Raw genomic sequence first — 11666 nt, 5'->3', positions numbered from 1 at the left:
CCGCGGGTCAGACGCCGAACTCGTCGCCGTACTCGTTCCAGACCGCCTGCTCCTGGTCCTCCGGAATCGGACTGAACTGGACGGTGACGAGGTTCTCGGTGTCGCCGAACAGGTTGTTCTCGCGGTTCAGCGCGAAGATGGTCGGGCGGAGCTGGCTGAGTTCCTGGTCGTCGACGCCGCCGTCGTCGCCGATGGGCGACCCGTCGAGCACGATCTCGTCGTTGTCGACGAAGTCGTCGTCGACGACGTAGCCGAAGTTGTCGTCGTACGGGCCGAGTTCGGCCTCGTTGGCCACGAACATCAGGACGTGTTCGTCGGAGTCGAGGTACCGGACGATCCGAGTGTTGTACCCGCTCCAGATGTTGTCGTTGACCTCCTCGATGTCCGGGTTGGTTTCGATGATCGGCGAGGCGACGGTGAAGAGGTCGTCGGGGTGCCAGTGGTCGCGCCACATCAGCCCCTTCATCCCCTCCGCTTCGACGTACAGGTCGTCGTCGAACTGGTCGCCGTCGCCGGCGCCACCGTCGTCCTGCGCCGCGACCGAACTGACCGCAGAGCCCGCGATTCCGCTCGCGACCGTTGCGAGCGCACCCTTCTTCAAGACCGATCGTCGCGTCGATTCACCCTCGTGCCGCTCTTCGGTGTTCTCGTAATCCGACATGGTTGTCCCTCGGGGACGAATACAGACAACACCGCCGGACAGAAAAGTCGGGTGGCCAATTTGAAGCCACCGCTTCGGAGGTCTGCGGTCTGCGGTGTCCGGCGGCCTCGCTTCGGCCGCGGTCCGTTCGAAAACTCGGGCGAATCGCGCCGCGGAGCGTCCCGGCGGAGTACGGGACTACTCCACGTGCGGAGCGCGACCGGGGCGCTCGGGGTCGGCGCTCACCCGCGACTCCTCGCGGTCGGGTATCGCGCTGACCCTGCGAAACACCGTCACCGGGTCGCGGGACCACTGCCAGTGCCACCGAGTCCTGGCGAACAGCCACGCCGCCCGCGCCGCGCCGAGTTCTGGCGTCGTCGAGAGCACGTCGTAGTCGCGGGCTCGGATGAGTCGGTGGTGTTCGGCGTACAGTACCGCGGCGTACAGCACCGCGAACCGGCAGTCCGCGGGCAAGTGCTGGATGCCCGCGACGCCTCTGCGGTAGAGTCGCTCCGCGCGCCGAATCTCCTCGGCCAGCGCGGCCCGGAAGCCCTCGGTCGGTTCGCAACGCCGAATCTGCGCTTCGGTCACGCCGTGTCGCTCTCGGGTCGTGGCGGGCAGGTAGATGCGGTCGCGGTCGCGAACGTCCTCGCGCACGTCGCGCAGGAAGTTCGTCAACTGGAACGCTTCCCCGAGCGCGACCGCGTGGGGTCGCGCCCGTTCGGGGTTCTCGACGTCCATTATCGCCTGCATCATCAGTCCGACCGCGGCGGCCGAGCCGCGCATGTACGACTCCAGTTCGTCGTAGGTGTCGTACCGGCTCTTGTCGATGTCGGCCTCCATCGCGTCCACGAACCGCTCGATTTCGGCGTCCGGCATCTCGTACTCGACTTTCACGTCCTGAAAGGCCGCGAGCACGGGGTCGTCCGTCTCGACACGTCCCAGCGCCTCCGCGCGCAGTCGCTCCAGTCGCTCGCGTTGCTCCGGCGGCGGCCCGCTGTCCGCGCTGTCGACCACCTCGTCGGCGACCCGGAAGAACGCGTACAGCACGTACGTCGGTCGACGCACCCGCCGGGGAAGGAGCCGCGTGGCGAAGTAGAAGGTTCTACCCGTCCGCTGCTGAATCGTCTTGCTCCGTCGTAGCTGTCGGTCGGTGACCATGGAATCCCCCGATGTCCGCGAGTCCGGCCGTACGGCGACTCCGCGCCAAACCGGGTACGCCACCCACGATGTTAATTGTTGGCGCCGCTGAACGAGACGGTCCGAGCGTCCATCGGTGGGGTCGAGCGGCCGCGTTCCGGCGACCCCCGACTCGGCGAACCCGTCGTCGCGCCGACCCCTCGGCGCAGACACCTTTTTGCCGCTCGACACCGTCATTCGGTAACGAAGCGCAAGCTCGTTTCCACCATGTCCGACGACGCAAACGTGTCCGTCGACCGCACCGACCGCGAGGAATCCGGCGGCGACTCCGAAGCGCTCCGAGCGCGCGTCGAGTCCCTCGAAGAGACCGTCGAGACGTTGACCCGGCGCCTCTCGGACCTCGAAGGGAACGTCACCTGGATGGCCCGCCACCAGGCCGCCGAAACCGGCAACGGCGCGTGCCCGAACTGCAACACCGGCGGCGCGCTCACCGTCGAACGCGCGCCGACCGGGAAGAAGGAAGTGCGGTGTACCAACTGCGACGAGTCGCTCCGGTAAGCGTCTTCCGGGAACGTCGCCTGCCTGGTCAAGCCGAGTCGGTCGAGTCGCGTCGAGCGCTCACCGCCGGGCGAACTCGACGCCGAGTCGTGCGAGGGAGCCGAAACCGAACGCGAGCGTCCCCAGCACGAGTGCGAGGACGGCGAAGAACGCCAGTCCGTCGGGTTGGAGGAAGGCCGCGAGTCGGGACCCGAGCGACCGCCCCGACAGGCCGAGGAAGACGTGGTCGGCGTCGAATCCGAGCAGTGACGCGTAGGTGAACAACCATGCGAGTGCGACCCCGTTCTGCGAGTACCCGGCGGCGCCAGCGGCGACCATCCCGACGACGGCGGCGTAGTACGGGACGAAGACGACGCCGCCCGAAACGGAGAAGACGCCGAGCGCGTACCCCACGAAGGTGAGTGCGAAGACGCCGACGGCGAGAATCAACGGGACGGATGGACGCCGGTCGATTCGCCGTCTGCCGAACAGGACGGTGGAAGCCGTGGAGGACATCGCCCGCTAGTCGTTCGGCTGACGTGTTAGTTCTTCGGGTGATACGACCCCGCCGCGGAGCGCCCGCGAGCGGTCACGGCCGACCGACGAAGCCGAGTTCGGGACCGGTCTTCGGCCGCTCAAAGCCCGTAGTAGTCGTCGACGACTGTCGCGGTCGCCTTGAACACCGCCAGCACGATGGGGCCGACGAACAGGCCGAGCGCGCCCACGAAGTAGACGCCGCCGACCACCCCGACGAGGACGACCGCGGGGTGCAGGCCGGCGCCGAGGTCGACCAGGTACGCCCGGAGGTAGTTGTCGACCCAGCTGACGACCGTCGCGCCGTAGACTATCAGGGCCGCGCCGCCGACGACGTTCCCGACCGCGAGGAGGTAGACTCCGGCGGGAACCCAGACGGCGGCCACGCCGACGACGGGCACGAACGCGAACAGCACCGTCGCGACGGTCCAGAACAGCGCGTCGGGCAGTCCGACCGCGAAGAAGCCCACGCCGCAGAGCAGTCCTTGGGCGACACCGACGAAGACGTGGCCTTTCAGCACCGCCCACGTCACCTCGTACGTCTCGTCGTAGAGCCGGTCCTGGACCTCCGGCGGAAGCGGAGTGAGGTCCCGGACCCACCGGACGAACCGCTCGCCGTCGACCAGCAGGTAGTAGAGCACGAACACCAGCAGCGACAGCCCCAGCACCACCTTCACGGTCGCGCCGAGGAGTTCGGAGATGTTGCCGACGAACAGGTCGGCGAACTGCCGGGACAGCGAGTTCACGTCGCCCAGTTCCACCTGGACGCCGACCGACCGGAACAGTCGCTCGACCCGGTCGAGAATCGGACGGCGGGTCACCTCCTCGGCGGTTTCAGCGGCGTCGGGCAGGACGCTCATCGTGAGGAGCGCGAAGGGAACGGTCATCGCCGCGACCGCGAGCGTCGTGAGTCCCAGCGCGGCAGGGCGCTCGCCGATTCGCGGGGCGATTCGTCGGTGGGCGGGGTGGAGGACGAACGCCAGCAGTCCCGCCGCGAGCACGTAACTCAGAAACGGCCGAACGACGAGCGCCGCGAGCACGGCCAGCGCGCCCAGCAACAGCGCGAAGAAGGCGTCTCGGACGTTCATACCACGGGAGACGCCCCGGACGCACTTAGGTAGGCGGCCGGTAAGGCCGGTATCGGCGGCCAGAAGCGCCCACGAGGCGAACGCCGTCGCCGGGCGACCGACCCGACGGTCGGTCGCCGCGGTCCACCCGCGACCGACTCCCGCGGCTCTCGTGCGCGCCCACCACTACTTTTTACGTTCGCGCCGTCGTTCCGACGCATGAATCCCACCGACGTCGCCTCCGACGCGACAGAGAGCATCGACGCCGAGAAAGCGAAGGGCCGCGCCGCCCGACTGCTGTCGGCGCTCGAACCCCGCGTCACCCGCCACTCGAAGTCGGGGACGCTGACGGCGGCGACGGGCGTCGTCTCGCTGCTCCGGGCGGGCCGAACCTTCCTGAAAGGCAACCGCAAGCGCGGCCTCCTCCAGGCGCTCGCCGGACTCTTCTGGGTGGGCGTCGCGGTGGCCCAGCGCCGCGGGAACTCGGGGCCGTCGGGGACCGAGATGTCCGACGTGGTCGACACCGGCCCGGACTACGAGAACGTCGAATCCCGCGAGCGCGACACCGACCACGCGACCGGCGAGGAGGTCGTCGACACCACCGACGCCGACATCGACGAGAGCGACACCGCGCCGGAAGTCGACAGCGACGTCGACGCCGAGGACGTCGACCAGCGCGACGTGGCCGATACCGACGAGGTCGAGACGGCCGCCGACTCCGAGGAGTCCGGCGAAGGCGAAGCGACCGACGCCGAAGCCGCGGGAACCGACGAAGAGGACGCGAGCGCCGACTGAGGACGGTCGGAGCCACGACGGCCGACCCGCCGGGTCGGCCGTCGTGGCTCGTCGACCCTTCTCGGGAGAGCGACCGCCGAAAGAGCCACCCGCGCGCGGGCCGTCCCCGAACCATGAGCATCGACGTCGCGGAGTTAGAGCGGACCGAACTCTACTCGGAGGAACTCGACATCGACCTCTCGACCGGGGAGGACGACGCGCTGTTCGCGTGGTTCCTGGCGAGTCTGCTCTTCGGCGCGCGCATCTCCGAGGAGATCGCCCGGAACACCTACCGGGCGTTCGAGCGCCACGGTCTGCTCTCGCCCGAGCGAATCTCGGACGCGGGCTTCGAGTTCCTGGTCGACCCCGTGATGCGCGAGGGCGGCTACGTCCGGTACGACAACCGGCGCTCGCGCCAGGTCCTCCGGGACTGCGAGACGCTCGAGGCCGAGTACGGCGGGAGCCTGAACGCCCTCCACGACGCCGCGAGCGACTCCGACGACCTCGAAGCCAGGGTCGACGACTTCTACGGCGTCGGCCCGGTCACGACCAACATCTTCCTCCGGGAACTCCGCACCGTCTGGAAGAAGGCCGACCCCGACCCGCTCCCCGTCGTAGTCGAAACCGCCGACCGACTCGGCGTCGACCTCGACGGCTACGACCGCAAGAGCGAGACGTTCGCCCGGGTCGAGGCGGGACTCGTCCGGCGGCGGCGCGACTGACGCGGCGGGGTTCCGCGTCCCTTCGCCCGTCCACGTTTTGTGTGCGCCGCGCGTAGACGCTGGCATGTCCGGGGGGACGGAGACGCGGAGCGACGAGAGCATCGTCCGGCGACGAACCAACGCCGTGGCCGCGTGGGCGCTGGTCGCCGTCGTCGCCGTCGGCGTCGCGCGGAGCGCCGCCGACGGGGACTTCCTGTGGGCCTGCCTCGGCGGTGCGGCGGTCGTCGTCGCGCTCGTCCCGGTGGCGGCCTATCGCGAACCCGAGGCGATGCTCCCGTGGGAGGTGGTGCTGTTCGCGGCGGTGCCGTTCGTCGGCCAGTCGTTCGACCTGCTGGCCCGACCGGTGGCGACGTTCTTCGTGGTGCCGGCGCTGGCGCTCGCGCTGGCGGTGGAGTTCGACGCCTTCACCGAGGTCGAGATGTCGCCGGCGTTCGCGGTCTCGTTCGTGTTCATGGCGACGATGGCGACCGCGGGGACGTGGGCGGTCGTCCAGTGGCTGTCCGACTCCCTGCTCGGGACGCGGATGCTCCGCGGACTCCAGCCGGTGATGTGGTCGATGGCGTACGCGACCGGCATCGGCGTCGTCGCCGCGCTGCTGTTCGTCGCGTACTTCCGCCGGGTCGACGCCAGACGGCTCGGCTTCCGGTCGACCGGAGACGGAGCGCGCGCTCGCCGGGCGACGGCCGCGAGCGACCACAAGACCGCCGGCGAAACCGACTCGGGCGACTGGCTTCACCTCTCCGAGCGACAGCGAAACCTGCTCGTCCGTGGGCTCCAGGCCGCGGTCGTCGTGGTGCTGCTTCTCGGACTCTACGAGCGGAGTATCGGCGTCATCGTCAACGCGGCCGTCGCGCTGGTCGTGATGGAACTGCCCGGCCTGCTGGAGCGCAACTACAAACTGCCGATCGACGCTCGACTGACGCTGTGGATCTGCGTGCCCGTGTTCCTCCACGCCGTGGGGACGCTCGGACTCTACCGGTCGGTCGGCCTCTGGGACAACCTCACCCACGCGCTGTCGTCGTCGCTCGTCGCGGCGGTCGGCTACACGACGGTCCGGGCGTTCGACGTCCACGACGCGGAGGTCTACCTCCCGCGACGGTTCGTCGCCGGGTTCATCCTGCTGTTCACGCTGGCGTTCGGCGTGCTGTGGGAACTGCTGGAGTTCGGGTTCGACGGCCTCGCGTCGTGGATGGGCACGGAGAGCGTGCTCTCCCAGTACAGCCTCGCGAACACGATGTCCGACATCGTCTTCGACGCGGTGGGCGGCGTCGTCGTCGCCATCTGGGGCGGGGCGTACCTCGCGGGCGTCTCCCGGACGCTCGCGGCCCGGATGAGCGCGTCGCGCGATTCCGAGTGACGAGCGCGGCGTCGCCGGCGCGTCGACGTCGGTTACGGTCTATCACTTAAATTGCTTGCATATGTCCGCTGAGGAACTATCACCCGACGCCGGGAAACCCGCTACGGGGCGCAGGTCGACGCCGCTACCGACCGGGTCCGGACAGACCTACGCGAAACGCACACGCTCATTGGCCCGAGTGGTAGGTGGTTGGACTTCCGGCGGTAGTTCCTGTTACCCCTCGGAGCGGTCCGAGCGACGGCGGGAGACGCGCCGAGGTGGGGAGCAGTGCGCGATTCTCCGATGGACGCCGTCCGGCGTCGGAACTCGACGCGAGCCGACATCTCCGGCCGACACTTTTCGCGGGCGACCGTCCGAGACGCCGCTTCGGTCAGTTTTAGGACCGGGGTCGCGAAGACCCCTCCATGGACGACCGCGACGAACTGCTCATGACGCCCGGCCCGACCGCGCTTCCGCCCGACGTGCGCGAGGCGGCGGGTCGACGGATTTCGAACCCGGACGTGCAGGCCGAGTTCGCGACGTTCTACGACTCCCTGCTGGAGAAACTGGCCGCCGTCTACGGGACCGACGACGACGACGTGGCGGTGCTCGCCGGCGAGGGGATGCTCGGCCTCGAAGCCAGCGTCGCGTCGCTGCTCTCCGAGGGCGACGAGGTGCTCTGTCTGGCCAACGGCCTCTTCGGCGAGGGGTTCGCCGACTTCGTGGAGATGCACGGCGGCGACCCGACGGTCCACGCCGTCCCGCCCGAGGAGACGTTCGACCCCGAGGCGGTGAAGTCGCTGGTCGAGGACGGGGAGTTCGCCGCGGCGACGATGGTCCACTGCGAAACCCCGACCGGCGTGCTGAACGAGTTGGACGAGGTTCTGGCGATACTCCAGGACGCCGGCGCGCTCACCATCGTCGACGCCGTCTCCTCGCTGGGCGGGACGCCCGTCCCCGTCGACCGAATCGACGTCTGTCTCGGTGCCTCCCAGAAGTGTTTCAGTTCGCCGCCGGGACTCACCACGCTCTCGGTGAGCGACCGGGCGTGGGCGGCCGTCGAGGACACCGACCAGGACACCTTCTACACCAGCCTCGAACCCTGGCGGAACGCGGCCGCCGACGCTGCCGAGAGCGCGTCCGCGGGCGAACCGCTGTTCCTCCCGTACACCCACTCGGTATCGAACCTCTACGCGCTTGAGGCGTCGCTCGACCGACTGCTCGATGAGGGACTCGAGAGCGTCTACGACCGCCACGAGTCGGTCGCGCGGCGGTGCCGCGAACGCGGGCGCGAACTGGGTTTGGAACCGTTCGCCGACGACGAGGCGCGCTCCTCGCCGACGGTGACCGCCTTCGAGGTCGACGGCCGAGCGGGCGAGTTGCGCGACCGACTCGAAGCGGACCATGGCGTGGTGCTGGCGACCGGTCTGGGCGACCGGGCAGACGACGTGCTCCGCGTGGGTCACATGGGCTACAACGCCGACCCGGAACGCGTCGAGCGGACGATGGACGCGCTCGAAGCGGCGCTGGACTGACGGCGTCGTCGGTGGGTCGCTCGCGCCGCGTTCGTCGGTCCGGGCCGCCCTCCCCGACGCGTTTCGAAATCTAACCACTCGTAGTCATGCACCTCGCGTTTGTAACTTGCCGTCATACGTAATCTTTAGAACGACGGCCCCTTTCCGAAACGGTACGAGAAAATAATGTCGCTGGAATCGACGAAACGGGAGCGACGACTGATGGTCGGGTGGGTGGTCGTGGCGCTCTCGCTCTGTCTGCTTCTAGGGTATCTGCACCTCCGCTGGTACTGACGGGGTCGTCGGTGGCCGGTGGACACCGGCCACCGACGCCGTTTCCGCAAAATCGTCCCGCAGAGAGCGCCGATGCCGTCTGTAGAGCCGTGATTCGACTCTGAGTCGCCGTCAGAGTCGCTCTCGCTCGGCCGACGCCGCGCGCGAACGAACGCGGCGAGCGAGCGCGACCGCGCTCGCTCGCCAGACGTCACGGCGGCTTCGGCGCGGTTCGTTCGGTCGGAACGCGTGTTCGTCGAGGAGCAGGCGACCGACGACGAGGCTGAGACAGAAGTTGAACAGCGCGACCACCGGCGCGTCGGTCGTGACCAGCGCGACGAACAGCAACGTCAACACGAGGCGGACGCCGAGCGCGAGCGCCCCGGCGACCAGCAGCGCCGAGCAGATGGCCCGAGTCCAGCCGTAGTCCCGGCGCATGTCGCCGTCGCGGTAGTGGATCGGCGAGAGCGAGACGAGCGCGGTTCGCAGTCTGTCGCGAGAGAGGTCGGGTCGGAGTCCGGGCGGGAGGAGCGTCTCCTCATAGCACTGTCGTAGGGAACCCCCGCCACGCGACGCACGTGGTGCCATCGACACTGCTGACGGTAGCCGGGTCCTTGAAGATACGTCAGACGCTCGGCTTCCGCTACGTCCGGAAGTGGCCAGCGACGAGCGTCATCTGCGCCGGGCGGAGCCTCGGCGTCTGAAAAGCAGTCGGGTGACGATTCGCCTTTGATTCGACCGCGAGAAGGTGAACTGCGGAGTTCAGCGCCGCCGGAACAGGAGCAGTCCGGACGCCGCGAGTGCGAGTACGCCGGTCGACAGGCCGAAGCCGGGGATGTCGCCGCTCTGAGGGGCGTCCGTCGTCTCTCCGGTCGTCCCGTCCTGCAACGCCTGCTCGGTCGTCGTAGACGTGGTCGGCGGCGTCTGGAGGACTCCGTTTATCTCGGCCACTTCTTCGTCGTTCGCCCGAATTTCGACGGTAAACTCGGGGTCCTCGGTCGAAACGTCGTCGAAGTCGAACGAGGCGCGGAACTGCCCGTCCTTCCCCACGGTCGTCGCCTGCGTCTTCAGGAACTCGCCGCTCTTCTTGGCAGTGACCACGATCTCGGTTCCCTCGCTCACGTTGAGCGTGCCGGTGATGGTCTGGTTCCGCGCGGGCGCCACGACGACTCCGTTCTCGATGTCGTCGACGTGCCCCACGTACGGACTCGGAGTCGACGTTTCGGTGACGGGTTCGGTCGACGTCTCCGGCGGCGCTTCGACGACGAGCGTTCCGGCGTCGGTCGCGTTACTCGCGTTCGTACCCGGAGCGACCGAGAGGTCGTACGCCCCCGCCGCGAGCAGGTGGTCGGCGTCGAACTCGCTTTCGCTCTCGACGGTCACGTTGTCCGCATCGCCGGCGGCGGCGAACGCGCCGCCGTGTCCCGCGGCGGTCGTGTTGTACCGTACCGTGACGGTGCCGTCGCCGTTTCCGTCTCGGGCGAGGACAGTCGCGATGTAGTTGACCTCTTCGGAACCGACCGTGACGGTCGCGGTGTCGGTGTCAGAGAGTTCGACGGTGACGTTCGCCGTTTCGCCGGCCGTTACGACGACTCGCTCGGACTCGAACGTCGCGTCCGGGGAGGCGCCAGCGACCGGGGTAGTCGCTGCAACGAGGAGAATCGCTACGAGGACCGCTGAGCGGTGTATTCGTACCATGTTCGTTGCGCATATTTATGTCTGGGTAGTAAAACAGTTGCGAAAGGTGAAAAGTAAATTTTAGTATGGGGTTCGCGAACACGGCCCTACCGGAGAGCCTCGATTCGGTTCGGCTATAGAGTACCCGACTGTCTCGCTAGTCCGTTGAGGTACGCGACTCGTCCCGTAGAAGTTAGGTACTGAACGCTCTCGGCCTCGTTGCGTTCGGTAGAAAGAGCCGGTGGAGGGATTTGAACCCTCGGCCTATTCCTTACGAAGGAATCGCTCTAGCCAGTCTGAGCTACACCGGCAGACTCACTTCGCTCGTCTGCCAAGCCTTACCTCGCTTCACTCGGTAAGACACCGGCAGGCGGCGGTCTGCCGTCGTGCTGCAATCAAATATACCCGCCAGCACCGGCATAAGGGTTGCGAAATCGCACGCCGTTAGCGAGTCAGTCGCACGTCGAGACAGACGTTGAGTTCGTGGGGCGCGTACGACCGGACGACGCGGCGCGTCTCCACTTCGACGTCGTACTCCGGCTCGGCCGCGGCGCGAATCGCTTCCTCGCCCGGGCCGAAGGGGTCCTCGTCGTGCTGGATGTCGTAGTAGTGGAGGACGCAGTCGTCGCCGGCCACCAGGACGGCCGAATCGAGGAACTCGTTGGCGCTGTGGGGGAGGTTCATCACCACCCGGTCGGCCCAGTCGGCGTAGTCGGGGGCGATTTCATGGACGTCGCCGTGAATCGCGGTGACGCGGTCCTCGACGCCGTTGCGCCGGGCGTTCTCCCGGAGGAATTCGACGGCACGCTCGTTCAGGTCGACGCCGACGACCTCGGCGCCGCGCTCGGCGAACGGAATCGCGAACGGGCCGACGCCAGCGAACATGTCGAAGGCGCGCTCGCCAGACTCGACCTGCTCGGCGACGCGGTGGCGCTCGGTGGCGAGGCGCGGGGAGAAGTACACCTCCGCGAGGTCGAGCGCGAACTCGTTGCCGTACTCGCGGTGGACGACGTCGGTTCCGTCGCCCGCCAGCACCTCCCAGTCGCGCACCCGGAGTTCGCCCTTGACCTTCGAGGCGCGGTTCACCACCGTCCGGACCGGGAGGTCCGAGGCCATCACGGCGTCGGCGATCTCGCGGGCGCGGTCGGGGTCGTCCTCGTCGACGATGACGACGTCGCCGAGTCGCTCGTAGGTGGGTTCGAACCCCAGTAGGTCGGCGGGCGTGTCCCGGGTGGCGCGCTCGTCGGCCTCGCGGTCGACGAGCGACAGGTCGTCGGGGACGGCGCCGGCGTCCTCGACGGGGATGTACAGCCAGCCGTCCTCGACTTCGATCTCGTACTCGTCGCTGACGAGGTCGGCGTCCGCCAGTCGCCGGCGGATCTCCTCGCCGCGCTCGCGCTCGACGCGGACGCACGGCACTTCCATACCCGCCGATTGTGGCGGTGCGGCGTT

The 11666-nt window shown here is 68.3% G+C and carries 12 protein-coding genes and 1 tRNA gene; 5 read left to right on the top strand and 8 right to left on the bottom strand.

Annotated features, from left to right (window positions below):
• Positions 1-7 precede the first annotated feature (7 nt).
• Together NGM07_RS00965 and NGM07_RS00960 are read right to left on the bottom strand one after the other, a co-directional pair.
• Positions 8-661, bottom strand: coding sequence for a hypothetical protein (locus NGM07_RS00965; RefSeq protein ID WP_253515339.1), 654 nt, complete (start codon positions 659-661; stop codon positions 8-10).
• Positions 662-838: 177 nt separating this feature from the next.
• Entirely contained in the window at positions 839-1801 is a 963-nt protein-coding gene (locus NGM07_RS00960; protein WP_253515337.1) for a phytoene/squalene synthase family protein, read from the bottom strand.
• 246 nt (positions 1802-2047) lie between these two features.
• Between NGM07_RS00960 and NGM07_RS00955 the strand changes: the two genes are divergently transcribed.
• On the top strand, positions 2048-2338 hold the full coding sequence (locus NGM07_RS00955) for a zinc ribbon domain-containing protein (RefSeq protein WP_253515335.1): 291 nt from the start codon (positions 2048-2050) through the stop codon (positions 2336-2338).
• Positions 2339-2398: 60 nt separating this feature from the next.
• Here NGM07_RS00955 and NGM07_RS00950 read toward each other — a convergent pair whose 3' ends face one another.
• Positions 2399-2833, bottom strand: coding sequence for a hypothetical protein (locus NGM07_RS00950; protein ID WP_253515333.1), 435 nt, complete (start codon positions 2831-2833; stop codon positions 2399-2401).
• A 119-nt stretch (positions 2834-2952) separates the two neighbouring features.
• Positions 2953-3939 (bottom strand): AI-2E family transporter, encoded by a 987-nt coding sequence (locus NGM07_RS00945; RefSeq protein ID WP_253515325.1) that lies wholly within the window; start codon positions 3937-3939, stop codon positions 2953-2955.
• 198 nt (positions 3940-4137) lie between these two features.
• Here NGM07_RS00945 and NGM07_RS00940 point away from each other — a divergent pair, with 198 nt between their 5' ends.
• From NGM07_RS00940 to NGM07_RS00925, 4 genes are all read left to right on the top strand, one after another.
• Positions 4138-4713, top strand: a complete 576-nt coding sequence (locus tag NGM07_RS00940; protein WP_253515323.1) for a hypothetical protein — start codon at positions 4138-4140, stop codon at positions 4711-4713.
• Positions 4714-4826: 113 nt separating this feature from the next.
• On the top strand, positions 4827-5414 hold the full coding sequence (locus tag NGM07_RS00935) for a hypothetical protein (protein ID WP_253515322.1): 588 nt from the start codon (positions 4827-4829) through the stop codon (positions 5412-5414).
• Between the two features lie 64 nt (positions 5415-5478).
• The gene (locus tag NGM07_RS00930) at positions 5479-6771 is read left to right on the top strand and encodes a DUF2238 domain-containing protein (protein ID WP_253515320.1); all 1293 of its coding nucleotides are present in this window, start codon (positions 5479-5481) and stop codon (positions 6769-6771) included.
• Positions 6772-7175: 404 nt separating this feature from the next.
• Positions 7176-8285, top strand: coding sequence for a pyridoxal-phosphate-dependent aminotransferase family protein (locus NGM07_RS00925; RefSeq protein WP_253515319.1), 1110 nt, complete (start codon positions 7176-7178; stop codon positions 8283-8285).
• 384 nt (positions 8286-8669) lie between these two features.
• On the opposite strand, the gene NGM07_RS00920 is transcribed toward NGM07_RS00925, so the two are convergent.
• From NGM07_RS00920 to NGM07_RS00905, 4 genes are all read right to left on the bottom strand, one after another.
• A complete protein-coding gene (locus NGM07_RS00920; RefSeq protein ID WP_253515312.1) occupies positions 8670-9125 on the bottom strand; it encodes a hypothetical protein in 456 nt (151 codons plus the stop codon).
• Between the two features lie 174 nt (positions 9126-9299).
• On the bottom strand, positions 9300-10235 hold the full coding sequence (locus tag NGM07_RS00915) for a DUF7827 domain-containing protein (protein WP_253515311.1): 936 nt from the start codon (positions 10233-10235) through the stop codon (positions 9300-9302).
• A gap of 215 nt (positions 10236-10450) precedes the next feature.
• Positions 10451-10525: transfer RNA gene (locus NGM07_RS00910), tRNA-Thr, on the bottom strand.
• 133 nt (positions 10526-10658) lie between these two features.
• Positions 10659-11639, bottom strand: coding sequence for a class I SAM-dependent methyltransferase (locus NGM07_RS00905; protein WP_253515309.1), 981 nt, complete (start codon positions 11637-11639; stop codon positions 10659-10661).
• Positions 11640-11666 lie beyond the last annotated feature (27 nt).

The organism is Halorussus vallis (assembly GCF_024138165.1).
Classification (GTDB): Archaea; Halobacteriota; Halobacteria; order Halobacteriales; family Haladaptataceae; genus Halorussus; species Halorussus vallis.
Note: the sequence above shows the minus strand (reverse complement) of the source record. Positions and strands in the feature narration are given on the sequence as shown.